22 protein-coding genes and 2 pseudogenes are annotated in these 23,549 nt (G+C 63.5%); 12 read left to right on the top strand and 12 right to left on the bottom strand.

What is annotated here, in order from left to right:
- Positions 1–11 precede the first annotated feature (11 nt).
- On the bottom strand, positions 12–1,016 hold the full coding sequence (locus tag AC0V8S_RS04530) for a cytochrome d ubiquinol oxidase subunit II (protein WP_183464478.1): 1,005 nt from the start codon (positions 1,014–1,016) through the stop codon (positions 12–14).
- A 108-nt stretch (positions 1,017–1,124) separates the two neighbouring features.
- Entirely contained in the window at positions 1,125–2,486 is a 1,362-nt protein-coding gene (locus tag AC0V8S_RS04525; RefSeq protein WP_475436958.1) for a cytochrome ubiquinol oxidase subunit I, read from the bottom strand.
- Between the two features lie 239 nt (positions 2,487–2,725).
- Here AC0V8S_RS04525 and AC0V8S_RS04520 point away from each other — a divergent pair, with 239 nt between their 5' ends.
- Both AC0V8S_RS04520 and AC0V8S_RS04515 read left to right on the top strand, forming a co-directional pair.
- Positions 2,726–3,652, top strand: coding sequence for an ABC transporter ATP-binding protein (locus AC0V8S_RS04520; protein ID WP_475436957.1), 927 nt, complete (start codon positions 2,726–2,728; stop codon positions 3,650–3,652).
- On the top strand, positions 3,649–4,410 hold the full coding sequence (locus tag AC0V8S_RS04515) for an ABC transporter permease (protein ID WP_475436956.1): 762 nt from the start codon (positions 3,649–3,651) through the stop codon (positions 4,408–4,410). Before AC0V8S_RS04520 ends, AC0V8S_RS04515 begins: the two co-directional genes overlap by 4 nt.
- 328 nt (positions 4,411–4,738) lie before the next feature.
- Here the strand turns inward: AC0V8S_RS04515 and AC0V8S_RS04510 are convergent, their stop codons facing one another.
- A complete protein-coding gene (locus AC0V8S_RS04510) occupies positions 4,739–5,776 on the bottom strand; it encodes a phosphatidylglycerol lysyltransferase domain-containing protein (RefSeq protein ID WP_183464481.1) in 1,038 nt (345 codons plus the stop codon).
- A 439-nt stretch (positions 5,777–6,215) separates the two neighbouring features.
- Between AC0V8S_RS04510 and AC0V8S_RS04505 the strand changes: the two genes are divergently transcribed.
- The 4 genes and pseudogenes from AC0V8S_RS04505 to AC0V8S_RS04490 all read left to right on the top strand — a co-directional run bounded on the left by AC0V8S_RS04505 (position 6,216) and on the right by AC0V8S_RS04490 (position 9,470).
- Positions 6,216–7,403 (top strand): flavin-containing monooxygenase, encoded by a 1,188-nt coding sequence (locus AC0V8S_RS04505; protein ID WP_183464482.1) that lies wholly within the window; start codon positions 6,216–6,218, stop codon positions 7,401–7,403.
- 90 nt (positions 7,404–7,493) lie between these two features.
- Positions 7,494–7,982, top strand: coding sequence for a MarR family winged helix-turn-helix transcriptional regulator (locus AC0V8S_RS04500; RefSeq protein ID WP_183464483.1), 489 nt, complete (start codon positions 7,494–7,496; stop codon positions 7,980–7,982).
- Positions 7,979–8,658: pseudogene (locus AC0V8S_RS04495) on the top strand (GNAT family N-acetyltransferase). Before AC0V8S_RS04500 ends, AC0V8S_RS04495 begins: the two are co-directional and overlap by 4 nt.
- Before the next feature lie 62 nt (positions 8,659–8,720).
- Positions 8,721–9,470, top strand: a complete 750-nt coding sequence (locus tag AC0V8S_RS04490) for a potassium channel family protein (protein WP_183464485.1) — start codon at positions 8,721–8,723, stop codon at positions 9,468–9,470.
- A 9-nt stretch (positions 9,471–9,479) separates the two neighbouring features.
- Here the strand turns inward: AC0V8S_RS04490 and AC0V8S_RS04485 are convergent, their stop codons facing one another.
- On the bottom strand, positions 9,480–9,704 hold the full coding sequence (locus AC0V8S_RS04485) for a hypothetical protein (protein ID WP_183464486.1): 225 nt from the start codon (positions 9,702–9,704) through the stop codon (positions 9,480–9,482).
- 136 nt (positions 9,705–9,840) lie between these two features.
- Positions 9,841–11,844 carry a PhoX family protein gene (locus tag AC0V8S_RS04480; protein WP_475436955.1) on the bottom strand — a complete coding sequence of 668 codons (2,004 nt, stop codon included), beginning with the start codon at positions 11,842–11,844 and terminating at the stop codon, positions 9,841–9,843.
- Between the two features lie 276 nt (positions 11,845–12,120).
- On the opposite strand from AC0V8S_RS04480, the gene AC0V8S_RS04475 reads away from it, so the two are divergent.
- Positions 12,121–12,675 carry a hypothetical protein gene (locus AC0V8S_RS04475; RefSeq protein WP_475436954.1) on the top strand — a complete coding sequence of 185 codons (555 nt, stop codon included), beginning with the start codon at positions 12,121–12,123 and terminating at the stop codon, positions 12,673–12,675.
- Between the two features lie 199 nt (positions 12,676–12,874).
- Here AC0V8S_RS04475 and AC0V8S_RS04470 read toward each other — a convergent pair whose 3' ends face one another.
- The gene (locus tag AC0V8S_RS04470; RefSeq protein WP_183464489.1) at positions 12,875–13,537 is read right to left on the bottom strand and encodes a response regulator; all 663 of its coding nucleotides are present in this window, start codon (positions 13,535–13,537) and stop codon (positions 12,875–12,877) included.
- Entirely contained in the window at positions 13,534–14,925 is a 1,392-nt protein-coding gene (locus AC0V8S_RS04465) for a sensor histidine kinase (RefSeq protein ID WP_183464490.1), read from the bottom strand. Before AC0V8S_RS04465 ends, AC0V8S_RS04470 begins: the two co-directional genes overlap by 4 nt.
- 168 nt (positions 14,926–15,093) lie before the next feature.
- Between AC0V8S_RS04465 and AC0V8S_RS04460 the strand changes: the two genes are divergently transcribed.
- From AC0V8S_RS04460 to AC0V8S_RS04445, 4 genes are all read left to right on the top strand, one after another.
- The gene (locus AC0V8S_RS04460) at positions 15,094–15,432 is read left to right on the top strand and encodes a hypothetical protein (protein ID WP_475436953.1); all 339 of its coding nucleotides are present in this window, start codon (positions 15,094–15,096) and stop codon (positions 15,430–15,432) included.
- A gap of 28 nt (positions 15,433–15,460) precedes the next feature.
- Positions 15,461–16,162 (top strand): phosphatase PAP2 family protein, encoded by a 702-nt coding sequence (locus tag AC0V8S_RS04455; RefSeq protein WP_475436952.1) that lies wholly within the window; start codon positions 15,461–15,463, stop codon positions 16,160–16,162.
- Between the two features lie 409 nt (positions 16,163–16,571).
- Positions 16,572–16,850 carry a helix-turn-helix domain-containing protein gene (locus AC0V8S_RS04450; protein WP_013528670.1) on the top strand — a complete coding sequence of 93 codons (279 nt, stop codon included), beginning with the start codon at positions 16,572–16,574 and terminating at the stop codon, positions 16,848–16,850.
- Between the two features lie 67 nt (positions 16,851–16,917).
- On the top strand, positions 16,918–18,687 hold the full coding sequence (locus AC0V8S_RS04445) for a SulP family inorganic anion transporter (RefSeq protein WP_475436951.1): 1,770 nt from the start codon (positions 16,918–16,920) through the stop codon (positions 18,685–18,687).
- On the opposite strand, the gene AC0V8S_RS04440 is transcribed toward AC0V8S_RS04445, so the two are convergent.
- Both AC0V8S_RS04440 and AC0V8S_RS04435 read right to left on the bottom strand, forming a co-directional pair.
- Entirely contained in the window at positions 18,677–19,426 is a 750-nt protein-coding gene (locus AC0V8S_RS04440) for a haloacid dehalogenase type II (protein WP_475436950.1), read from the bottom strand. The two genes, AC0V8S_RS04445 and AC0V8S_RS04440, sit on opposite strands and share 11 nt — an antisense overlap.
- Before the next feature lie 84 nt (positions 19,427–19,510).
- A pseudogene (locus AC0V8S_RS04435) lies at positions 19,511–20,438 on the bottom strand (DMT family transporter).
- Positions 20,439–20,647: 209 nt separating this feature from the next.
- On the opposite strand from AC0V8S_RS04435, the gene AC0V8S_RS04430 reads away from it, so the two are divergent.
- Positions 20,648–21,538 (top strand): LysR family transcriptional regulator, encoded by an 891-nt coding sequence (locus AC0V8S_RS04430; RefSeq protein WP_475436949.1) that lies wholly within the window; start codon positions 20,648–20,650, stop codon positions 21,536–21,538.
- Between the two features lie 26 nt (positions 21,539–21,564).
- Here the strand turns inward: AC0V8S_RS04430 and AC0V8S_RS04425 are convergent, their stop codons facing one another.
- The 3 genes from AC0V8S_RS04425 to AC0V8S_RS04415 form a co-directional block, all read right to left on the bottom strand.
- Positions 21,565–22,191 carry a DNA-3-methyladenine glycosylase gene (locus AC0V8S_RS04425; protein ID WP_475436948.1) on the bottom strand — a complete coding sequence of 209 codons (627 nt, stop codon included), beginning with the start codon at positions 22,189–22,191 and terminating at the stop codon, positions 21,565–21,567.
- Positions 22,170–22,550 carry a nuclear transport factor 2 family protein gene (locus AC0V8S_RS04420; protein WP_475436947.1) on the bottom strand — a complete coding sequence of 127 codons (381 nt, stop codon included), beginning with the start codon at positions 22,548–22,550 and terminating at the stop codon, positions 22,170–22,172. Before AC0V8S_RS04420 ends, AC0V8S_RS04425 begins: the two co-directional genes overlap by 22 nt.
- A gap of 103 nt (positions 22,551–22,653) precedes the next feature.
- Positions 22,654–23,514: an SMP-30/gluconolactonase/LRE family protein gene (locus AC0V8S_RS04415; protein WP_475436946.1), complete on the bottom strand. Its 861-nt coding sequence runs from the start codon at positions 23,512–23,514 to the stop codon at positions 22,654–22,656.
- Positions 23,515–23,549 lie beyond the last annotated feature (35 nt).

Here is a 23,549-nt window from a genome sequence, read left to right as displayed (position 1 = left end):
GTTGCGGCGGCTCAGTCGTAGGTCAGGTCCGTCGCCTTCCCGCCGAACACCCGATAGGCATAGAAGGAATAGAAGATGATGATCGGCAGCACGACCACGGTGCCGGCCAGGATGATGGCCAGGCTTTCGGTCGCCGACGCCGCCTGCCAGATGGTCAATTTGTCGGGCACCACGAACGGGTAGAACGACCAGGCAAGACCGGCAAAGCCGAGCACGAAGATGGCGGCCAGCGTCAGGAACGGCATCAACGCATGGCGGTCGTCGGGCTTCGGCAGATGGAAAGTCTGCCGCCACAGCCACAGGAACAGCAGCGCCGACAGGATCGGCAGCGGCGAGAGATAGAGCATTTCCGGCCAGACGAACCATTTGTCGAAGATGCGCGGGCTGGCGAAGGGGGTCGCCAGCGACACCGCCGCCATGCCGAGCGCGGTCAGCACCAGCGCGGTGCGCAGCCAGCGCACCGCCTTCTTCTGCAACTCGCCCTCGGTCTTGTAGATCACCCAGGCAGCACCCATCGCCGCGTAGGCCGCGGCCAGGCAGAACGCCACCAGCACGCCGAACGCCATGCCGCCGAAGCCGACATCGAGGCCGAGCACATAGACGCCCAGCATATAGCCCTGCGCCAGCGAGGCGATGACGGAACCCAGGAAGAAAATGCGGTTCCAGCGATGCTTTTTGCCGCTCGGCACCTTGGCGCGGAAATCGAAAGCGACGCCGCGCAGGATCAGGCCGACCAACAGCACGAAGACCGGAATGTAGAGCGCGGTGAGGATGACGCCATGCGCCATCGGAAAGGCGACCAACAGCAGGCCGACGGCCAGCACCAGCCAGGTCTCGTTGGCATCCCAGAACGGACCGATCGCCGCGATCATCGTATCCTGCTCGCTGTCCTCGGCCGCGGCGAACAGGATGCCGATGCCGAGGTCGAAACCGTCGAGGATGACGTAGATCAGGATGGCGAGGCCCATCAGGCCGGCGAAGATGAGGGGGAGAGCGGTAGGCCAGTCGAAGGTCATTGAGACATCATCCCTATCATTGCGGCCTCTGCCCTTCGCTATGGCTCCGGGCGTTCGTCATTCGAAAAGCCAAATCGTTGGCTTTTCGCCCGCTGCGCGGACCATTCCTCACTCGCCTGCAGCCGGCTGCGACAACGCCGCCTTCATCACCCCTGGCAGCGGTGAGGTGTCGCCATCCTTGGCTGCCTTCAGTGCCAGATGCACCAGCACGCCGAGATAGGCGATCAGCAGCAGCAGGTAGAGGATGAGATAGACGGCAAGCGTCAGCGCGACATGACTGCCCGCCACCGGGCCGACGGCGTCGGCGGTTTTCAGCACGCCGGTGACCAGCCAGGGCTGGCGGCCGATCTCGGTCGTGTACCAGCCGGCCAGCGTCGCCAGCCAGCCCGACAGCGCCATCGGCACCATCAGCATGGCGAGCGGCTTCGGCAGGCTGTGCCGGCGCTTAAGGAAGAAGGCGGCCGACCACGAGACGGCGAGCATCAAAAGCCCGGTGCCGACCATGATGCGGAAACTCCAGAACAGCGGAAAGACCGGCGGATGGTTGCCGGGATAGGCATCCAAGCCGGGCACCACGCCGCTGGTCGAGTGCCGCAGCACCAGGCTGGCGCCGTCGGGAATGGCGATCTCGAATTTGTTCTCCTTGGCGGCCTCGTCGGGCAGCGCGAACAGCACCAGTGGCACGTTGGGGCCGGTGGTCCAGTTGGCTTCCATGGCGGCGATCTTCTGCGGCTGGTGTTCCAGCGTGTTCAACCCGTGCTGGTCGCCGGCAAGGATCTGGATCGGGATCAGGATCGCGGCCGTGAAGACGCCGGTGCGCAGCGCTTTCCACATCGATTCCGAGCGGTCGCCGTTGAGATAGCGCAGCGCCGACAGGCCGGCGATGAGGAACGACACCGTCAGGCCCGAAGCGAGCAGCATGTGGACGAGGCGGTAGGGCATGGACGGGTTGAAGACGATGGCCCACCAGTCAACGGCATGCGCCTTGCCGTCAATCATCTCGAAGCCGGCCGGCGTCTGCATCCAGGAATTCAGCGCGATGATCCAGAAGGCGGACAGCGTGGTGCCGCCGGCGACCAGCACCGTCGCCAGCGTATGGACGCGGTTGGACACACGGCGGAAGCCGAACAGCATGATGCCGAGGAAGGCCGCCTCGAGGAAGAAGGCGGTGAGGATCTCGTAGGCCAGCAGCGGCCCGGCAATGTTGCCGACCTTTTCCATATAGCCCGGCCAGTTGGTGCCGAACTGGAAGCTCATGGTGACGCCGGAGACCACGCCCATGGCGAAGGACAGCGCGAACACCTTCACCCAGGTGAAATAGGCCCGCATCCATGCGGAATCGTTGGTCGCGTTGTAGCGCAGCTTGAAGAACAGCAGCACCCAGCCAAGTGCAATGGTGATCGTCGGAAACAGAATATGAAACGAAATATTCGCGCCGAACTGGATGCGCGACAGTATGAGCGGGTCCATGGCGGGCTCCGGCTGCTGAAAGTACTGGCGAAGAGTAGGCCGAAGCGGGTTCAGGTCAAAGCGGCGTCCTGCCGCGAGGCTTAACGCCACAGGACAATTTTACCGGTTCATGCGGCACATCTCCAGCCGTTCCCTGCTGTGGCTGTCCAGAACTGTCAGCAGCGCCATTGACTTCCGGTTGCGCGCACCGACATTCGGCCTATATCAGGGGACCTCTTTCAGGCAGCCGTTTTCAGCCCATGCCCTCCATCCTGTCCATTTCCGGGGTCTCCAAGACCTACGCCACCGGCTTCACCGCGCTCAAGGAAGTCAATCTCGACATCCAGCGCGGCGAGATCTTTGCTTTGCTCGGGCCGAACGGCGCCGGCAAGACGACGCTGATCTCGATCGTCTGCGGCATCGTCAACCGCTCGACCGGCACCGTCACCGTCGACGGTCACGACATCTCCAGGGACTACCGCGCCGCGCGCAGCCTGATCGGCCTGGTGCCGCAGGAGCTGACCATCGACGCTTTCGAGAGCGTCTGGGCGACCGTCAACTACAGTCGCGGCCTGTTCGGCAAGCCGGCTAATCATGGCTTCGTCGAGAAGGTGCTGCGCGACCTCTCGCTGTGGGACAAGAAGGACGCCAAGGCGATCACGCTGTCGGGCGGCATGAAGCGCAGGCTGATGATCGCCAAGGCGCTGTCGCACGAGCCGCGCATCCTGTTCCTCGACGAGCCGACCGCCGGCGTCGACGTCGAGCTGCGCCAGGACATGTGGGAGATGGTGCGACGGTTGCGCGAGGATGGCGTCACCATCATCCTCACCACCCACTATATCGAGGAGGCCGAGGCGATGGCCGACCGCGTCGGCGTCATCAACCGCGGCGAAATCATCCTGGTCGAGAACAAGGCCGAGCTGATGCACAAGCTCGGCCGCAAGCGGCTGGTGCTGGAACTGCGCACTCCGCTGACGGCCATCCCGGAGGCCTTTTCGCACTATGCGCTGGAGCTGTCGCCGGATGGCGGGCAGCTGACCTACACCTATGACAACCAGGCCGAGCGGCCGGGCGTCGCCTCGCTGATCCGCGACCTCGAGGCATCAGGCATCCAGTTCCGCGACATCGACACGCAAAACAGCTCGCTCGAGGAGATCTTCGTCAACCTGGTGAGGAAAGACGCATGAACCTGCGCGCAGTCTGGGCGATCTACCGGATGGAAATGGCACGTGCCTTCCGCACCGTGCTGCAGAGCATCGTCTCGCCGGTCATTTCGACATCGTTGTATTTCGTCGTCTTCGGCTCGGCCATCGGCTCGCGCATCACCGAGATCGACGGCATCAGCTACGGCGCCTTCATCGTGCCGGGGCTGATCATGCTGTCGCTGCTGACGCAGTCGATCTCCAACGCTTCCTTCGCCATCTATTTCCCGAAATTCGTCGGCTCGATCTACGAGCTTTTGTCGGCGCCGGTGTCCTATCTGGAGATCGTCATCGCCTATGTCGGCGGTGCGGCGACCAAGTCGATCATCCTCGGCCTGATCATCCTCGCCACCGCCTCGCTGTTCGTGCCGCTCACCATCCTGCATCCGTTCTGGATGGTCGCCTTCCTGGTGCTGACGGCGGTGACCTTCAGCCTGTTCGGCTTCATCATCGGCATCTGGGCGAAGAGTTTCGAGCAACTGCAACTGGTGCCGCTGCTGATCATCACGCCGCTGACTTTCCTCGGCGGCAGCTTCTATTCGATCAACATGCTGCCCGGCATCTGGCGCACCGTGACGCTGTTCAATCCGGTCGTCTATCTGATCAGCGGCTTCCGCTGGAGCTTTTATGGCAAGTCCGACGTCTCGGTCGGCATCAGCCTTGGCATGACCGTCGTCTTCCTGGCGGTCTGCATCGCGATCGTCGCCTGGATTTTCCGGACGGGGTATCGGCTGCGGAACTGACGCGGCCGGTCTTTGGCGATAGCGTGCATGGCAGCTTTGCGCATGCATTGTCTTATGCTGCGCTGGTCGACCCCCACTCCGTCTCGGCTTCGCCGAGCCACCTCTCCCCCGATCGACGGGGTAGAGGAAAGGCGCCAAGCTTCTGCCGTCAACGCTCGTCCAGCAATTCCTTTCCCTCCGGAGGGGGGAAAGGTGGCGCTGCGAAGCAGCGACGGATTGGGGGAACCACGTGGCAATCAAGCCTCGGGCCGATCAGTTACGCAAATCACAGAAAATGTTTGCATAGCGTAGACGGGAGTGAGGGCGAGGAACCCAAGTCCTGTAGAGTTCAAATTGCCTTGACCAGTCGCAGCAGCCCCAGCATCTCGATATAGGTCCCCTTGCGGAAGGCGATGTAGACCGGCTCTTCCACGCCGTGGAAACGGCGCTTGAACGCCGCCTGGCCCTGCAGGTTGAACCGGCGGCGGTTGACCCAGGGCGAATCGTAGGCGCGCTGGAAAGCGTTGCGCCAGAACTCGCTTTCGGCAAATCCGCTTGGGCCCACGTCGACAAGCGGCGACAGGCCAAGCGTCACCACCGACATGCCCTCTTCGCGAAACCGGTCGACGGCGAATTTGGTCAGGCCGATCTCGGCATGCGGTGAGGCGTCGATATGCTTGCGCTTGAAGGCCGTGGTGTAGCCGATGACCTTGCCGTCGCGGAACAGCGGATCGAAATCAAGCAGGGCAATCAGCTCGCCATCGGGTCCATGCAGGACGAAGCGGCGCATGTCGGAGCCGAGCTGATCGTAGAACGGGCGGTTGAGAAAACCCATCTCCCAGCGCTTGACGATGCGGTCGCCGCGCCAGTTTTCGGAAAGCCGGGCGATCTCGTCGAGGAAGACCGTCCGCTTGTCTTCTTCGAAGGAGAAGCCCTTCTTCAGCAGCCAGCGCTCGGAATAGCGCACGGTCTCGTTGCGCTTGCCGGAAAAATCATGCGCGGGCAGGACAAGGCTTGTGTCGATACCCAGCCGGTTGACCTTGTAGCCGAGTCCGGCCAGCACGCGCGCGGTGTCTTCGCCGATCTGCACGAACCACGGGTCACCGGCGGTCTCGACGAAGCGCCTGATGTAGTCGGGCCGCCGGGCCGGCGCCGCCACCGGGTCGCCGAGCGCGAAATGATGTTTCATCTTGGTGCCGAAGGCGATGTAGCCGTCGGCGTCACCGAAATAGGACAGCTTGTGCTGTACGGCACTGGAATAGGCGAGCGAGAAGTCGCCATGGCGGCGGACAATCGCCAGGCGTTCGACATGCGTCAGCGCCTGGCGCTCGACCTTGGGCGAGGCGCCCTCGAGGATTTTGTCGAAATAGATCCGCAAGGAGGCCATGGTCGAGATTCCGCGTGCGGTCTGTGGCGCGACGTGCCTTTCGACACGCTGGACGCGCCACGGCGTCTTGATTTTTCGCGGGAAGCCGAAATCGCTGCGGTTTCGAATTCCTGCGTCGGTAACGAGATCCGCCAGCCCCCCGGAACTCGAATCAATCACATTGCCGCGACCTGATTATCGCCGATGCCGCCGATATGCCATATAGGGCTGCATGGTTTCGGGCAGAAGCGGATAATCCGCTCCACGTCGTTGTTTTGGCCGCATTTCCGCGATGAGAGTTGTTTGCACCTGGCGGCGGAATGCTCCGGAGCGCAAGCGGCTCGGCGCAGGCCTCGGCAATCGGCACCGATCTGCTGTATGGGTTTGCGCGCGATCAAACGGTTACAGCGTCCTGCGACCTTGTCGGGATGCTGGGGTGGTGGATGGGTTTTAAGAGTGAATGGCTGATACGACGACCGGACCGATGATGGAGCAGGTGGTGGCAGTCGAGCCGGCGATCGTCATTGGCGCCGGCGCCGCCGGACTGGCTGTCGCGCAGGCTTTGATCAAGGCCGGCGTGCCGGTGGCAATCCTGGAAAAGGAGAGCCGGCTGGCAGAGCCCTGGCATCGGCGGCACCAGCAGCTGCATCTCAACACCCATCGCGATCTCTCGGCGCTGCCCGGCCTTTCCTATCCCGGGGATACGCCAGCCTTTCCACCCAAGAGCGTCGTTATCCGCCATATGAACGATTTCCGCGAGGCGAACCGGCTGCCGGTGGAGTTTGGCGTCGCCGTCGAGACCATCGTGTTCCGGGGCGACCACTGGGCCGTGCGCACCAGCACCGGCTCGCGCCTGGCGCGCCATGTCGTCGTCGCCACCGGCCGCGACAAGGAGCCCTTCACGCCGCAGTGGAAGGGCATAGAGGCCTTCGCCGGCCGGATCATCCATTCGGCGGATTTTGGCGACGCCAAGTCCTATGCCGGCAAGAAGGTGCTGGTCGTCGGCGCGGGCAATTCGGGTTTCGACGCCCTCAATCATCTCGCCGGCGTGGACACGGCTTCTCTCTGGCTGTCGGCCCGCAATGGCCCAGCCCTCCTGCCCAAGCGGATCGGCAAGATCGCCGTGCACCGGCTTTCGCCGCTCATGGCGCGCTTGCCGTTGCGCGTCGCCGATGCGGCGATCGCCGCGACGCAGCGCCTGGTTTTCGGCGATCTGACCAAATTCGGCATGCCGCCCGCGCCGTCGGGCGGCGCCAGCCGCCTGACCTCCGACTACACCGCGATCGCCGCGGATGACGGCGCCGTCGACGCCATCAAATCGGGCAAGATCGTCGTGGTGCCGGCGATACGCGAGTTCACCCGCGACGGCGTGATCCTGGCCAATGGCAGCTTGATCGATCCCGATATCGTCATTGCCGCAACAGGCTACCGCACCGGTCTGGAGCGCATGGTCGGTAATCTCGGCGTGCTCGACAGCAAGGGCGTCCCGCTCTTCAATGGCGGCGAAGCCGATCCGAAACTGCCCGGCCTGTGGTTCACCGGCATGCGGCCGAGCATCCGCGGCTGCTTCGCCAATGCCGCCATCTTGGGCAATGCGATCGCCAGGCGGATCGCCGGCTCTTCTCGGCCCTCGGGCGTGTCACGCTGATTTGATCGCAGAGGCGGACGCCAAGCATACGGCGGCTTTTGACAATTTGCATGCCATGTTATATAACATGTTACAATTTATCGCGGAATGATGATGGAAGACGTTATCCGGTCTCTTGGTTATCTCTGCTTGGGCAGCCGGCTGAAGCGCATTGGCGAGCAATTGCAGGCCGATGCACAACAGCTGCTCGATGGCCTGGAGGTTCCGCTTCAATCGAGCCAGTACCCCCTGCTGGCCGCACTCGACAGGCTGGGACCGCTGGCCGTCGGCGAGCTGGCGCAATCGCTCGGGCTGACACAGCCGGGCGTGACAAGAAGCGTGTCGCTTCTGGCCGAGCTGGGGCTGGTCGAAACCATTCAGTCGCAAGATGACCAGCGGCGGCGGATGGTCTCGCTGACCGGCAAGGGCCAGCGCCTGGTCGATGTCGCGAAACGGGATGTGTGGCCACGCATCGAGAACGCCGTCGCGGATCTGTGCCGGGATCTTTCCGGGCCGCTTCTCGATCAACTCGCTGCCATCGAGGATGGGCTGGCCACAGCCCCGCTCGATCGTCGTGTCAAAAAGGGCGCCGTGCAATGAAACATGTTCTCGACCGACCCGTCTGGAGCGCGCTTGAGACGCGGCATCAGGCCTTCGCGCAAGGCGGCAAGCTTGCCAGGCGCTATTCCCCGTCCATCGCCCTGTTTGCCGCCACCGCTGCCGACGACGCCGCAAGCCTGCAGGCGCTCGGCGAACTCGTTGGCCCTGATGAGAGCGTCATCATGGCGCAAGCCGACACCATTGTTCTTCCGTCGGGCCTCGCGGCGATCTCGACCGCCGACGCTGTGCAGATGGTCGCCGGCGCGCCATTGCAGACCGTTTCGGACGAGCGCGTCCAGCCCCTGACACGTAACGACACGGCCGAAATGCTGGCCCTGGCATCGCTCACCAAGCCCGGCCCGTTCACATCAGGGCCTTGAGCCTCGGCGCCTTCTGGGGCGTGAAGGTCGAGGGCAGGTTGGTGGCGATGGCCGGCGAGCGCATGAAGCAGCCGGGCTATACCGAACTCAGCGGCGTCTGCTCGCACCCCGATTTTCGTGGCGCTGGCCTTGGCCGGCTGTTGTCCGTGTTCGTGGCCAATCAGATTTTCGTACGCGGCGAAATCCCGTACCTGCACGCCTTTGCCACAAACACCGGCGCGATAAGGCTTTACGAGTCCATCGGCTTCAGCTTGAGGAGCACGATAAATGTGGCGGTGGTTCAGCGCGCCGGATAGTTGGCGAGGTGCAAAAAGCAAGCAGTTGGTACATTCTGCCGGGGAAGCGGAGGTACTCCTCTATGGCTGCGGGCCGGTGGATAAGCAAAAAATGGCATTCCGCGCGGGATCGCCATCGAGCCTATCTGGATTTCGTTAGCCGGCATCCCATCTCGCTTGTGCCACTTGCAGCACTCTATGTCGGTCTGGTCGCGTTCTTGCTGGTTTGTTGCGTCGTCGTGGTCTCCAGCCTTGTCGACTTCCTGTGGCGCGGTCTTGAGCCTGACGCAAAGCTCAACATCGTACTTCCCTTCACCGTGATTTTCCTCTGGGGCCCGCTCACACTTATCGTCGCGGCCCACTACCTCTACGTCACATTCGTCAGCTTCCTGTCGGCGTCGCAACTCAGAAGTTTTGCGCGGCCGGTCTTCCAGGTGCTGCAGCTCGTTGCGACCACGATGATCTTCTTCGCGGCGGTTCACTACTACATCGCCCTGTTAACCGACGGCGTCGCCTATGATGGGCTCCTGCGCCCGATGCCGGAGGGCGGCTGGTCGCCCTGGGTCAACTGGTTCGACAAGCTTATCTTCGTGCCGTCCGCGGCAACAATTGTCGACTGTATCTACTTCAGCGCGGTCACAATGGCGACCGTCGGCTACGGTGACATCAAACCACTGACGATGACGGCGAAGATCGCGACCATTGCCGAAATCCTGTTTTCCTTCGGGCTGATCGTCGTGGTGCTGGGATGGGTGATCGGCCACGCTAAGGGCGCCGGTCCGGTTGCGCCCACCATCGTGCCGCCCACCGACAGCCAAACGTCCGCGGAATGAAGCGTTATCTCACGCCGATTTCGGCTCCAGCCGGCGGAAACCGACGGCGTCCGTCAGCATCGCCTCGTCGACCATGCCGGCATTGTGGAGCGCAAGCAGGGTCAGGGCGATTTCGCGCGCTTGCGGCGAATCGGGGTGGGCTTCGCGCTTGAGGCAGGCTTCGTCAAAGACGCGCTGCAGCCTGGCGATTTCGGCGGGCTTGAGCAGGCCACGATCATAGACGGACTTCGACATGGCGGTCTCCTGAAGGAGGAGTTAGGGCGCCACCTGTAAATTGCCAGTCTTTCCCGGAGCTTGAATAGGCTTCATGCCGAAGGAGGGGCATTCGGGAACCGAACCCCCTCCCAAGGCTGCAAGCCGGCGCCTGAGATCAGACCGCGATCTTGCCACCGCCTTGCCTGGTGATGGCGACGACCGACGGCCGCACCGGCATGTCGGGCTTGAAGTCGGGCCAGCGTGTCGACGGATCCTCGTAGTAGGACGGGCGGCCAAAACCGTCCCGATCCTCGCCGCCATCGCCCGGATGCTGGACGGCGACGAAGGCGGTCTGGTCGTCGGGCGCAAACAGCGGGCCGCACATTTCCGCGCCGATCGGCACGCGGAAGAACAGTTTTGAGGTCGCCCGCGCGGCCCCTTCGGTGTCGACCGCCCACAGGCCGTCGGTGCGGCCGGTGGCCTTTGGGCCTTGGCCGTCGGTGGCGACCCACAGGCGCCCGGCTGAATCGACCGCGCAATTGTCGGGCATGCCGAACCAGCCATTGGCCGTCGTCGCCGTCGAGAAGGTGGCGCCGACATCGGCAACCGAGGGATCGCCGCATTTCAACAGCACTTCCCATTTGCCCTTGGTGGCGGTGAAATCGCCGTCGGTCTCGGTGATCTCGATGATGTGGCCGAAGGCATTTTCGGCGCGCGGGTTGGCGGCATCGACCTGGTCGGCCTTGCGCTTGGAATTGTTGGTCAGCATGACATAGACCTTGCCGTTGACACCATTGGGCTGGATGTCCTCGGGCCGGTCCATCTTGGTGGCGCCGAGCAAATCGGCGGCGCGGCGCGTCTCGATCAGCACGTCGGCCTGGCCAGCGAAGCCGTTTTCCGCCGTCAGCGGCCCCTGGCCGAAGACGATCGGCAGCCAGTCGACCGTGCCGTCCTCGGCGAATTTGGCGACATGCAGCGTGCCGTCGTCGAGCAGGTCCTTGTTGGCGGCATGGTCGTTGGCGTTGAAGGCGCCCTTGGTGACGAATTTGTAGACATAGTCGAAGCGTTCGTCGTCGCCGAGATAGAAGACGACGCGGCCGTCCTTGGCGACGATCGATTCGGCGCCTTCATGCTTGAAGCGCCCCATGGCGGTGCGCTTCCTCGGCGTCGAGGTCGGATCGTTGACGTCGACCTCGACGATCCAGCCGAAGCGATTGGGTTCGTTCGGCTCCTTGGCGAGGTTGAAGCGGTCGTAATGCGCGCCCCATTCATAGGCGCCTTCCGGAATGCCGAGCCGCTTGTAGTTGGCGGCTTCCTTGTGGCCCTCGGGCAGTTCGCCGGAGAAATAGCCGTGGATGTTCTCCTCGGCCATCACATAGGTGCCCCAGGGTGTGACGCCGCCGGCGCAATTGTTGAAAGTGCCGAACACCTTGGTGCCGGACGGATCGGCATTGGTCTTGACGCGGTCATGGCCGGCGACCGGACCGGAGAGCGCCATTTCGGTGGTGGAGGTGATGCGGCGGTTGAGCTTGCCGTCACGCACCACTTGCCACTTGCCGCCCTGCTTGCGGATCTCGACGATGGTGCCGCCATGCGCCGCCATCTCGACATCGACCTGCTCCTTCGAGAGCGGGGCGACCTCGGCCTTCTTCTTCCCGTCCTTCTCGACGATCGAAACGATGCCGGGGAACATCAGATGCGGGTTGGTGTATTCGTGGTTGACCACCAGCAGCCCGTGCTCGGCCGAGCCGTCGATCGCGATATAGCCGACATAGTCATTGTTGTAGCCGAACTGTTTCGCCTGGGCCTGCGCCGACTGCTTCGTCGGGTCGAACTCCGGTGAATCGGCAAACAGCGGATCGCCCCAGCGCAACAGCACGTCGGCGTCATAGCCCGGCGCGACGTGGTGCTTGTCGTCGATGCCGGCCTGGAGCTCGTCGAATTTGAAGGCGGAGCCTTCCGCGGCGCGGGCATCGTCGGCGGCGATCATGGCCAGCGGGCTGACGGTGGCGGCGATCGCCGAGACGGCGAGTGATCCCTTCAGGAAACCCCGGCGCGAGAACCGCGCGGCGATGATATCGCCCATGGTGCGGTTGTCGGTGGGGTTGATGGCCGGTCCTTCGTTTTCCTCGAGCAGGCTGGTGCGGAATCGGGCGTCGGGGGAGCGATGTTCGGTCATGAGGGCCTCTGGCTTGGAGTGGCTGGAGCTTGTTGCCTGTTCGACCCCTTACGTCAGGCCGATCACATTTTCGTGACATCATACAAGCACCAATGCCCGAGGCGAGGCGACCCGTCACGCACGACATCAGACTTTGGTCCAACCTTGCGCTTGCAAAGGTCCTGGAGGACAACCGCAACGGTCGCAGGTCGCTTCCGGTCACTACATCTTTCGGGGATGTTGTTGGGTGCACTGCAACTTTGGGGGTGGGCACCGGCTCAATCGACGGAGATCAGGATGCACGGATCGATCACGGCCCGTTGTCGCCGGCTTGCGCTCGTCTCGTCGGCTGCTCTGGCGCTGACCATTATTCCCTATCGAATTGCCCTGCACGGCTCCGCCCCTGCAATCGATGCCGCATACGCACAGGCTGCCAAAGGCGGTGGCAATGGCGGTGGCAATGGCGGCGGTAACGGCGGTGGCAATGGCGGCGGCAACGGCGGTGGCAATGGCGGCGGCAACAGTGGTGGCAATGGCGGCGGCAACAGCGGTGGCAATGGCGGCGGCGGCAACAACGGCAACGGGAATGGAAACGGCGGCAATTCCGGAACGGATGACGGTGGCGGCGATACGGGATCCGGCAAGGGCCAGAACGACCAAGGCGCCAGCCATGTCAACGCAACGACCGGCGACAAGGTCGAGGTAGACGGCAACAAGATCACGGTCACGCATCCCGACGGCATAACCGAAAAGATCGAGAACGGCCGTTTCAGGATGAAGGATGCGCTGGGGCGCACGATCATCGACCGCCGGGCCACGCCGGCCGATGTCAGCCGTCTGAAGGCCTTGTGAGGCTGGTCAACAGGCAACGACCAGCTTCACAAGTCACCTCCGCCGCCCCCGGCGGAGGTGACTTGTTTTTGTCCGGCCCTCGCGCGGTTCCGCGACGGCCTGACCCATTATTTTGACGCAATTCCCAAGAAAGCGCTATGCGCTTTCTTGGGAAAGCCGCTTCACACTTTTCCTGGAATTGCTCTAGCCTGGAATTGCCCTAGGGGCGGTTCCTGTCCCGGTCGCGCAACTCGCGCATCATCAGAGCCGCTTCAGTGCGGTTTCGCACATGGAGTTTCGACAGCACCCCGGTCATGTGGTGCTTGACCGTCTTCTCCTGCAGCTCCAGGCGCAAGGCAACCTCCTTGTTGCTGAGCCCTTCCGCCACCAGCCGCAGGATTTCCGTCTGTCGTTCGGTCAGGTGCCGCAACCGGTCCGCCACACCGTCGGCGGGTTGCGGCGATTGGAGATCGGAAAGCAGCCGCGCCGACAGCGTCGGCGTCAGATAGCTCTCGCCGGCCGCCACGTTGCGCAGGATGTCGGCCAGCGCGCGCGACCCGACACCCTTGAGGATATAGCCTTGCACCCCTGCGTTCAGGGCCTTGGTTACATCGGCATTGGCCTCCGAAACGGTCAGCATGACGATCTTCTGTGCGGGATGGTCGGCAAGGATGCTTGCAACCGCGGCCAGGCCGCCGCCCGGCATGGAGATGTCGAGCAGCAATATGTCGGGCTGCACCGTCGAGGCGATGCGTTCGGCATCCTGCGCCGTCGCACCTTCGCCGACGATCTCGAAACCTCCGATCTCCGACAGGCTGCGCGACACGCCTTCGCGAAACAGCGGATGATCGTCGACAACGGCAATGCGAATGGCCCCAATCATGCTTGCTCCTCAATCGAAAGACTGATCACCAATCGCGTGCCGTGCGCTCCGGTCAAGGTCTGGAACTGGCCGCCAATGCTTTCGACCCGCTCCCTGAGGCCGGCGAGCCCCAGCCCCTCGACCCGCGCCGGGTCGAAGCCCGGCCCGCCATCCGACACTTCGACAAAAAGCCTGCCGCTCTTCATCCCGGCACGCACCGCCTGGTCCTTGGCCCGCCCGTGGCGATAGGCATTGTTCAGCCCTTCCTGCACGAAACGATAGATGCTGATCTTCTCGGAGGCGCCGGGTTCGGGCAAATGCCTGGGCAGTGTGAGCGCCACCGACGTTCCCGTCCGGCGCTCATGTTCGTTGACGGCCAGCCGCAATATGTCCATCGTGGCGGCCGTCTCTATCTGCGGCAGCACGAGGCCGGTGCAGATACCGCGTATTTCGCGCATCGCATCCTCCAGCGTCTTGCGGATCATCGCAACCTCGGTCGAGCGGCTTTCGCCCCAATGGCCGTCGCCGGAAAAGACCGGGCTGTCCATCCGCAGCGCCGCCAGGGCCACGAGTTGCGCCGGTCCGTCATGCAGGTCGGCGCCGATCCGGCGCAGATATCGTTCATTGAGTGCGGTGGCGCGGCGGGACGCCCGCTGCACACGCTGCCGCAAGGCGCTGTTTTGCGTCACCAGGCCCTGCAACTCCGACACCTGGCGGCGTAGCGCCCCGCGCTGATCGTCAATGGTGCGGCTGGCGCGCAGCACGATGCTCGACAAGAGCAGAAACGCCGCCAAGGTGGTGCCGGCCACGACCAGCCAGCTCGACAGCAGCGCGGAAGCCAGCGTGGCCTTGAAATCGCTGGCGATCTCGTAGAATTCGGTGACGGCCACCACCTCGCCGGACCAGGGCGCGCGCACGGGATTGTAGATCTCCAGCAACGGCACGCCTATGGCCTGCTCCTTGCCTTCGTCTTCGTCGAACGTATCGAATTGGGCGGTGACGTTGCCCTGGAAGGCGGACCGCAGATTGTCGGTCATATCGAAGCGGCGGCCGATCAAGGCCGCGTCCTTCGCATAGAGCACGGTGCCGTCCCGGCGCCAGAGCCTGAACGAGATCAGCCGCTTGCCGAGCGCGCCCTGGCCGAGCGTCTCGTCAAGCGCCTGTCTGACGGAGTCGCTGAGCTCCTCGCTTTTGCGCAGGTCGGGCAGCAGCGGCGCGATCACGCTGTCGACATAAAGCGCTGTCGTGGCGGCCGAATTGCGGGTGACGCCATACCGGATCTGCGTCGTCACCCAGGAGCCCACCACGAGCATGACGGCCAGAAGGCCAAAGCCGCCGGCAACGAGGAATTGCAGAGCAAGAGAAAGCTCGCTCCAGCGCCGCGCCAAGTTCCGTAGAATACCAATCATGAGCCCCTGACCGCCCCCTCCATCGACAGACGGGCGACATCGGTACATTGAGCCTCAGTCTTGCCGTTGCCAAGGCCTTCGTTAGAACGAGGTCGCTTGACGTCTCGGCGTGCTTCGGAAACAAGGTCCGCGGCACATGCGGCGCAGCCGCTTTGAAGGGGACGGACGTTGAGTTTTTCGGGATTGCTGCAACTTTGCTTTTCGACGGTGATCTTCCTTTTGGCGGCGACTGCCGCCAAGCAATGGGGACTGGCGCCGAGCCTGGGCAAGATCCTTTTGACGCTCGCGCTCTATTCGCTGGGCAATCTGATCATGCTGCGGCTGATCCGCGAATTCGGCATGTCGGTGTCGTTCAGCCTCTCGGCGGTCATCCAGCTGGTCTCGGTCAACGTCGTGGCGCTGGTGTTTTTCGGTGAGCGCGTCAACGCGCTGCAGGCCAGCGGCATCGTGCTGGCGATCGCCGCCGTGGCGCTGATCACGCTCGGGCCCTATCTGCAGGGACGTTAACCGAGATGAACACCGCGACACCGGCCCGATGAAAGACACCGCAAATACCTTGCTCAACCGCATCGAATTCCCTGTCCTGCTGGCCGGCCTGGTCCTCGCCGGCGGGCTGTGGGGTTTCGAGGAACTGATGGAGGTGGCGCGCGCCACCGCCCCGCACGCCTTCGACACGGAGATCCTGCTTGCCTTCCGTCAGGTCGGTCAACCAGGAATCCCGATTGGTCCGCCATGGCTGGAAGGCGCGATGCGCGACATCACCAGCCTCGGCAGCACCAGCGTGCTGGTGCTGATCATGGCGGCGACGATCATCTATCTCATGTTGATCCGTCGGCCCGGGACCGCGCTTCTCATCTTCGTGGCGGTGGCCGGCGGCCAGGTTCTGTCGAGCCTGCTGAAGGTCGGCGTCGACCGGCCGCGGCCCGAGCTCGTTTCGCATCTGGTCAGCGAGACGTCGCTTTCCTTCCCGAGCGGCCACGCCATGCTGTCGGCGGTGACCTATCTCACGCTCGGTTCGCTGGCGGCGCGCTTCGTGCATGGCCGGGCGACGAAGATCTACGTCTTGTCGCTCGCCGTGCTGACGACGGTGCTGGTCGGCGTCAGCCGCATCTATCTCGGCGTCCACTGGCCGTCCGATGTGCTGGCCGGCTGGTGCGCGGGCTTCGCCTGGGCGATGCTGTGCTGGTTGGTGGCGCGGCTTCTGCAGCGGCGCAAGGTGGTGAGCGACGATGCCTGATGGTGCCTGACCGCGCTCCTCGGGCTTGCGCTCAGATCAATCTGTTGATGAGGTGTCCGCCACAGCCTGCCAGTGCCAGAGCCATCGACAGCAAGCATGCCGATGTCATTAAGGCCTTGAAAATATTCAACCGCGTCACCCCCTGCCCAGATGGACAACACCCTAGAGTAATTCGCCGTTTCGCGGAAACGGCGAATTACTCTAACTCTTTGTTTTGACGCAATTCCGGACGGAAAACCGTTTCACACTTTTCCTGGAATTGCTCTACCTTGCAATCCTCGGGAAGTATCGGAAAAAATGGACAATCAGGCCAAGGCGCTTACGCCTAAAACATTCATACTGATGCTTGAAACATCATGATAATGGTATTATACGTTATTCCTGCAGACTCAGACATGGGGTCCGGCCGATGATCACTGCCGCGCAGATGCGTGCCGCAAGGGCCTTGGCCGGCATCGACCAGAAGACGCTCGCCGAGCGCGCAGGCGTTTCGCTTCCGACCATCCAGCGCATGGAAGCGAGCGATGGCGTGGTCCGCGGCGTGGTCGATACGCTGATGAAGGTCATCCAGGCGCTCGACGAGGCCGGGGTGGAGTTGATCGGCGAGAACCAGGCCAGCGAGCGCGGCGGCAGGGGCGTGCGCCTCAAGCCCGCCGTGCCGCCAGACCCCAAGGCTGAGCCGGCATAAGTCGCGACGGCGACCGCCGACAGTCCTGCCGACGATCCCGCCGCCTTTCATGTGCGGAAGGCAGTCCATGGATCAGACACGGCGGGCAGTGCATCAACCGGCTCATAAGCCGGGCCAAAAATCGGCCCAAGGGTCGGCCCAAGGGTCGGCAAAGCCGACATTTTCCGAATTGTTCACGCCCAAGCTGGTGACGGTCTGGCGCGAGGGCTACCACCTGCCGCAGATCAAGGCCGACTTCATGGCCGGGCTGACCGTCGCCATCGTTGCGCTGCCGCTGTCGATGGCGATCGCCATCGCCTCCGGCGTGACGCCGGAGCGCGGTCTCTACACCTCCATCGTCGGCGGCTTCATCATCTCCGCGCTCGGTGGCAGCCGCTTCCAGATCGGTGGCCCGGCCGGCGCCTTCATCGTGCTGGTGGCGGCCACGGTGGCGCGTGTCGGTGTCGATGGCCTGCTCCTGGCAACGATGATGGCCGGCGTCTTCCTGCTTGCCATCGGCTACCTCAGGCTCGGCACCTACATCAAGTTCATCCCCTATCCGGTCACCGTCGGCTTCACCGCCGGCATTGCCGTAATCATCTTCTCCGGCCAGATCGCCGAACTGTTCGGCCTGACCCTGCCGGGCAAGGAGCCCGGACCGTTCGTGCCGAAGCTGATCGCGCTTGGCCAAGCGGCCGGCACGATCAATCCCGCCGCGACCTTCGTGGCGCTGCTCACCATCGCCACCATCGCCTTCTTGAAGCGCTCGCGGCCGAAATGGCCGGCCATGCTGGTCGCCATCGGGCTCGCCTCGCTCGTCGTGGCGCTGTTTGCGCTGCCGGCCGAGACGATCGGCACGCGCTATGGCGGCATCCCGCGCAGCCTGCAATGGCCCGGCCTCCCCCCAATCAGCCTCAGCAGGATGATCGAGGTTCTGCCGGACGCCATCGCCTTCGCGCTGCTCGGCGCCATTGAATCGCTGCTGTCGGCCGTCGTCGCCGACGGCATGACGGGCCGGCGGCACCGCTCCAATTGCGAGCTGGTGGCGCAGGGCTTCGCCAACATCGCGTCCGCCTTGTTCGGCGGCATCTGCGCCACCGGCACCATCGCCCGCACCGCCACCAATGTGCGCGCCGGTGCGCATGGGCCAGTCTCGGGCATGGTCCATTCGGCGATCCTGCTCGTGCTGATGCTGGTGGCCGCGCCGCTCGCCAGCTACATCCCGCTCGCCGCCCTGGCTGGCGTGCTTGCGGTCGTCTGCTGGAACATGTTCGAGAAGCAGGCTTTTGCGACGCTGTTGCGTGCGTCGCGCGGCGATGCGCTGGTGCTGATGGCGACCTTCCTGATCGTCGTCTTCCGCGACCTGACTGAAGGCATCGTCGTCGGCTTCGCGCTTGGCTCGATCCTGTTCATCGACCGCATGGCGAAGTCCGTCGCGGTCGAGGCGGATCTGCTGCAGGACGATGTCGCCGACAGCGTCAACGCCGCCGGCGCCTATGACGCCAGCGAGGCGAGCGACGCCGACACCGTCGTCTACCGCATTTCGGGCGCCTTCTTCTTCGGCGCCGCCTCCACCGTCGGCAGCGTGCTCGATCGCATCGCCGACCAGCGCAGGAATTTCATCCTCGACTGTTCCGCCGTGCCGCTCTTCGATTCGACGGCGGCCAATGTCATCGAAAGCGCGGCCCGCAAGGCGAGCCGCGCCGGGGTCCGCTTCGTCATAGCGGGTGCGGCGCCGCAAATACGACGGATGCTGATCAACCACGGCGTCAAGCGGCCACTGGTCACCTACGCCGCGTCGATCAAGGACGCGCGGGCGCAACTGGCGGGGACGCCGGCGCGTGCTGTCACGCACTAGGTGGCGGTTCAGATGTCAGCTCCCGCAATTCTTCCGCGTGCGCCTTCGCCAGGTCGGCCATGCTGTCGAAGCGGAAATCCACCGTCGGTACGTCGCCGGGGTTCATCGTGGCGCCGAAGCCCTGATCCGCATGCCGGCGATAGATCCAGCACGATGTCAGGCCGAAGCGGTTGGCGGGAGCGTGATCGTGGAACATGCTTTCCGCGGTGTGCAGGATCTCTCGCTTCTCTATCCCGATCGTACCGAGCTTCTCGAGCATATAGTCGAAGTTCCGGTCGGAAGGCTTGTAGGAGCCGATATCTTCCGCCGTATAGATCGCTTCGAAATCCACGCCGAGCTTCTTGTTGCTGAACGAGAAGCTTTTGTTGTCGACGTTGGAGAGGATGATCAGCTTGTAGTGCTTTTTGAGGTACTGCAAGGCTTCCGCGGAGTCGGCAAAAGCCGGCCAATCCTTCACGCTTTCGCCATACGCCACGCATTCCTCAGGAGTGACGATGACACCCCACTCCTCCGCAAGTCGCTTGTAAACGATCGGCAGAAGGTCGCGGTAGCGTTTGCCCGGCGTCCATTTCTGCTGGCTGGCTTCGTGCCGGGCGTGCGCCTCCAGAATGTCGTTGCGGCTCAAGCTGCGGGCCGCCTGTTCGGTCAGCGGTTTCAGGCCGTCGATCATGCCGGATTCCCAATCGATCAGAGTGCCATAGCAGTCGAAAGTCAGGGCTTTGAAATCTGTGAGCTTCATGGGTTTGCCTCCTGTGATTGTCCATGCGTGAAGCGACGCCGGCGTGGATCGCGATCAATCGTAAGGCCGATTTCGCCTCGGGGATTAGCCGATATGCTGCTGACTGGGCTGAAAGTCCTTCAATGCTGCCCTGCCTGACGAGGTGAACCAGACGCCGAACAGTGTCACCGCAAGGCCAACCAACATCGCCTTCGAAAGCGGCTCGCCGAACAGCGACCAGCCCCAGAGCATCGTCACCGGTGGGCTGAGATAGATCACGCTGCTGACCTGTGAGGCGGTGTAGAGGCGCAGGCTTGCATAATACGTGCCGTAGCAGAAGAAGGTCGAAAACAGCACCAGCCAGGCGATGCCGAATTCGAACCGGGCATCGAGGGGTGGCATCAGCCCGCCATTCCATCCGGCGCAAGCGGCGAAAGGGATCGCCGCCGTCAGGCATTGAATGCACAGGCTCTGATGGATGGGCATATTGATCGTCCCCATCCGCTTCTGCACCAGGGTTGCCAGCGCCAGGACCATCATGGAAGCGACTGTCAACGCATATGCCCAGGCCGGGGCCGTCCCGAGGGCCAGGCTGTCCAGCGAGACGATCGAGAACGCCCGTCACGCCGAGAGCCGTTCCGATCCATTGTCTCCCGGTCAACCGGTGTCCCAGCACCGGCTGCGACAAGGCCGCGATGGCGAGCGGCACAAGATCGGAAATCAGCGCGACAAGGCCGGTCGGCACGCGCTGACCGATGGCAAGCGCGAACCCGCCGAGATAGAGGAACATCATCGCCACGCCGAAGACCATCTGCTGGACCAAGGCACGAGCGCTTATGCGCGGTCCGATCAGGAGAGCAAATGGCAAGAGGATCAATCCGGACATCAGTGTCCGCCAGAACAGCACCAGCATGACGTCGGCATTCTCGCTGGCGTAGCGGATGCCGACGAAGCCGGAACTCCAGCTGACGACCAGCGCCGTTGCCATCATTGGCCATGCGAGGCGATGGGTCCTGGTTTGCCGGAGCGTCATGGGATCTCTTTGTTCAAGCCCGCCCGTGGCCCCCGAAGCGGAGCACGGCCGATGTTGGCCCAGACTATTGAAGACACCAGCGCATGTTTGCACATGACAAATTTCGATACGATCATGAAATAGCCACTGGAGCCAGCATACAAACTAGCCTGTGAGGCGCCTATGGATCAGAAATCGGTGCGTTGTTTTTGTTTCGAGCGAGGATTGTCATGGCTGGACTGATGAGCCGCCGCCTGGATGTCGACGCCTTGCGCGCACTGGTCGCGATCGAGAAGCACGGCGGCGTCACGCGCGCGGCCGAAATTCTCGGCCTGTCGCAGTCGGCCGTCAGCCACAAGATCAGGAGGCTTGAAACGAGTCTCGACTGCGAAATCCTCACCCGGAAAGCAAACGCGCCGATGTTCACCACGGCCGGACAGGACCTGCTTGGCTATGCGCGGCGCATTCTCGGCATCCATGACGAGGCGGTCCTGAGCCTGTCGAAAAGCCCGTTGCAAGGCAAGATCGCGCTGGGGATGACCGAGGACACGACCTGCACGGACCTTTCGCGCATTCTTGGCCGGTTTCGCCGGCTCCACCCGGAGGTGAGCGTCCGCACGCAGGTGCGCATGAGCCTGGTGTTGCAGGAGCAGCTCAGCCAGGGAGCCCTTGACGCCGCCATCGTCCAGGTGTTCCAGCACGAGGTCCGCCCCGCCGACATCCTCCTGTTCCGCGAGACGCTGCATTGGGTGAAATCGCGCGATCTGGTTCTGTCGACCGGCAAGCCGGTGCCGTTTCTGTCCTTCGATGAGAATTGCTTTTACCGGCGCTGGGGCATCGACGTCGGGCAGGACGAGGATACGGTGTTGGAGACCGTGTTCGAATGCTCCAGCGCAGCCGGGATCATTGCAGGCGTGACCGCCGGGCTCGGCGTCGCACTCTTGAGTCAGCGCTACCTGCAGCCGGACATGGAAATTGTCGACGACAAATTCCCCAAGCCTCCGGACCTCGCCTATGTCATCAGGCGCGCCCGCGCCCCCAGGAACCCCGCGCTCGAGACTTTGGTCAGGGAGATCGAGGCCGAGGTAAAGCGTTACGGAACGCTGCAAATCGCCGTCTGAGCGCGCCGCGCTGCGAAAGCTGGCTCTTATTCCTGAAGCGATCTCGGACCGCTGACGAACGGGCTGTCCCTGACGTAGAATCGCAGCAGGCGGTCGGTATCCTTGGTAATGCCGATCCTGGTGCTCTCCCCGATCTCGAGGGGTTTTTGCCCATCCTTCGCCAGCCATAACGGGCCTCGCTGGCAGAGGTCGAGCCCGTCGAGCGAACGATCGATCCGCAGCGCCGCCGCCAGCCGACCCGGCCCACGCGCCAGGTCGCGCAAGCGCTCGACGCCGCGGTTCTGCCGCATGATTTCGATGCCTTCGAGCGGCTCGAGCGCCCGGATCAGGACACCGGTGCCGATGCCCTGCATCTCGCTCGAGACATTGAGCATCATGGAGACGCCATAGGCGAGATAGACATAGGCGTGGCCACGCTCGAGAAACAGCGAACGGTTGCGCGGGGTCATGCCCTTGTAGCCGTGCCCGGCGGCGTCGCCGACGACATAGGCCTCGGTCTCGACGATGCGGCCGATGACCATGCCTTCAGGCAGTTTGCGCACCACCAGCTTGCCGATGAGGAAGCGGGCGAGGGCGACTGTATCGTTCGGCAGCTCCGAACGAGCGATCGGCGGATGATCAGGCCTGCGGCTCACAGTATGCGCTCGACCCATTGCGCGCGCGACGGTCCCGGCTCGAACGGGTCGCTGAAATACTGGGTCTCGCGGGCCACCTTGCCGTCGAGGAATTCCATGATGCTGACGGTATAGGACGGCCGCCCGTCATAGGTCAGGACATATTCGGTGACCCAGAGGTGATCGGCGCCGGTGATCCGCCGCACGCTGAAGTGCTTGCGGTTCGGCTGCGCGGCGCGCGACGACTGGATGTTGCGCCGCCCGCGGATGCGCTCGCCCGATTGCGGATAGTCGAGCACCGCATCCTCCCGGTAGATCTCGTGCTCCGTCTCGAAGTCGTCGGCATCGGAGGCAGCCCAGTGGCGATCCAGAGCCGCCCGGATTTCTCGGCCGTCCATGTCAAACCTCCTTGACCATCGCCGTGGGATGGACCGTCGTAGCACGGTCCATCCCACGGCTGTTAGCAAGGGGTCGCGTGGAGTGGCCCTGAAGCGGCGGCTCTCAATCGAGCTTCAGCGCCGCCACTTCGCCTTCGTTCATCAGCGGCACGTAGAGGATCGACTTGCCGTCGGTGCCGATGTCGGCGCTGCCCGGCTTGAAATGCGCCACCGCTTCTGGCGCACCGCCGGCCTTGTAGCGGTAGAGCGTGCCGGTCATGTAGGCGGTGGCATAGATGGTGTCGCCGATGGCGACGACGCCGTCGAGATCGGCGAATTTCTGCGCGCCGGGCAACGGCGAGATCGCCTTGCTGGCGAGGTCGACCGACAGCAGCCCGCCCGGCTCCGCCGTACTGAAGTCAGGCTTGATGCCCTTGCCCCAGGAGGCGACGATCAGCCTGTCACCATCGGCGAAGACGCCGTTGGGCGAAGCCAGCTGCGCATCCCTGACGAACAGCTCCGGCCGGTCGCCGTCGATGCGGTAGATCGTGTCGGCCAGCATGTCGCTGACATAGACCTTGCCTGTGCTGTCCGAGGTCATGTCGTTGAGGAAGACGGCATTCGGCACCACGATGCTGGCGATCAGCCTGCCGCTGGCGAGATCGACGACGCGGACCTTGGTGATGTCGGCGACATAGAGCTTGCCGCCCGATATCGCCATGCCCTTGGGCGCGTCCATGCCGTCGGTCCAGTGCTGGGTGATCGTTTTGCCGTCCGTGGATAGCACCGAGAGATAACCATTGCCGTCCGCCTCGCCGGGATTGCCGACGATGTTGGACACGATGATGCGATTGTTGGCGGCGTCGAACAGCGCCGATTCCGGCTGTTCGAGGCCCGTGGCGCGCCAGAGTTCGCCGGCCTGGGTGGCTGGCGCGGCGGCGATGCCGATGGCGGCGGCAAAGGCTGAGAGGATGAGGCGGTTCATGGCTGTTCTCCTGTGATGACAGGCGCAGAGCTAGG

It is taken from the genome of Mesorhizobium oxytropidicola, assembly GCF_056174625.1.
The sequence above is the reverse complement of the archived record's forward strand: the minus strand, read 5'-3'. Positions and strand labels throughout refer to the sequence as shown.

Excerpts from the sequence above, each read along its gene's own strand:
- AC0V8S_RS04415 (WP_475436946.1), bottom strand. The coding sequence starts at position 23,514 with ATGAACCGCCTCATCCTCTCAGCCTTTGCCGCCGCCATCGGCATCGCC.
- AC0V8S_RS04465 (WP_183464490.1), bottom strand. The coding sequence starts at position 14,925 with ATGATTGGTATTCTACGGAACTTGGCGCGGCGCTGGAGCGAGCTTTCT.
- AC0V8S_RS04480 (WP_475436955.1), bottom strand. The coding sequence starts at position 11,844 with ATGACCGAACATCGCTCCCCCGACGCCCGATTCCGCACCAGCCTGCTC.
- AC0V8S_RS04440 (WP_475436950.1), bottom strand. The coding sequence starts at position 19,426 with ATGAAGCTCACAGATTTCAAAGCCCTGACTTTCGACTGCTATGGCACT.
- AC0V8S_RS04515 (WP_475436956.1), top strand. The coding sequence starts at position 3,649 with ATGAACCTGCGCGCAGTCTGGGCGATCTACCGGATGGAAATGGCACGT.
- AC0V8S_RS04470 (WP_183464489.1), bottom strand. The coding sequence starts at position 13,537 with ATGATTGGGGCCATTCGCATTGCCGTTGTCGACGATCATCCGCTGTTT.
- AC0V8S_RS04485 (WP_183464486.1), bottom strand. The coding sequence starts at position 9,704 with ATGTCGAAGTCCGTCTATGATCGTGGCCTGCTCAAGCCCGCCGAAATC.
- AC0V8S_RS04445 (WP_475436951.1), top strand. The coding sequence starts at position 16,918 with ATGGATCAGACACGGCGGGCAGTGCATCAACCGGCTCATAAGCCGGGC.
- AC0V8S_RS04430 (WP_475436949.1), top strand. The coding sequence starts at position 20,648 with ATGGCTGGACTGATGAGCCGCCGCCTGGATGTCGACGCCTTGCGCGCA.
- AC0V8S_RS04455 (WP_475436952.1), top strand. The coding sequence starts at position 15,461 with ATGAAAGACACCGCAAATACCTTGCTCAACCGCATCGAATTCCCTGTC.
- AC0V8S_RS04525 (WP_475436958.1), bottom strand. The coding sequence starts at position 2,486 with ATGGACCCGCTCATACTGTCGCGCATCCAGTTCGGCGCGAATATTTCG.
- AC0V8S_RS04505 (WP_183464482.1), top strand. The coding sequence starts at position 6,216 with ATGGCTGATACGACGACCGGACCGATGATGGAGCAGGTGGTGGCAGTC.
- AC0V8S_RS04510 (WP_183464481.1), bottom strand. The coding sequence starts at position 5,776 with ATGGCCTCCTTGCGGATCTATTTCGACAAAATCCTCGAGGGCGCCTCG.
- AC0V8S_RS04450 (WP_013528670.1), top strand. The coding sequence starts at position 16,572 with ATGATCACTGCCGCGCAGATGCGTGCCGCAAGGGCCTTGGCCGGCATC.
- AC0V8S_RS04490 (WP_183464485.1), top strand. The coding sequence starts at position 8,721 with ATGGCTGCGGGCCGGTGGATAAGCAAAAAATGGCATTCCGCGCGGGAT.
- AC0V8S_RS04520 (WP_475436957.1), top strand. The coding sequence starts at position 2,726 with ATGCCCTCCATCCTGTCCATTTCCGGGGTCTCCAAGACCTACGCCACC.
- AC0V8S_RS04500 (WP_183464483.1), top strand. The coding sequence starts at position 7,494 with ATGATGGAAGACGTTATCCGGTCTCTTGGTTATCTCTGCTTGGGCAGC.
- AC0V8S_RS04475 (WP_475436954.1), top strand. The coding sequence starts at position 12,121 with ATGCACGGATCGATCACGGCCCGTTGTCGCCGGCTTGCGCTCGTCTCG.
- AC0V8S_RS04425 (WP_475436948.1), bottom strand. The coding sequence starts at position 22,191 with ATGGGTCGAGCGCATACTGTGAGCCGCAGGCCTGATCATCCGCCGATC.
- AC0V8S_RS04420 (WP_475436947.1), bottom strand. The coding sequence starts at position 22,550 with ATGGACGGCCGAGAAATCCGGGCGGCTCTGGATCGCCACTGGGCTGCC.
- AC0V8S_RS04530 (WP_183464478.1), bottom strand. The coding sequence starts at position 1,016 with ATGACCTTCGACTGGCCTACCGCTCTCCCCCTCATCTTCGCCGGCCTG.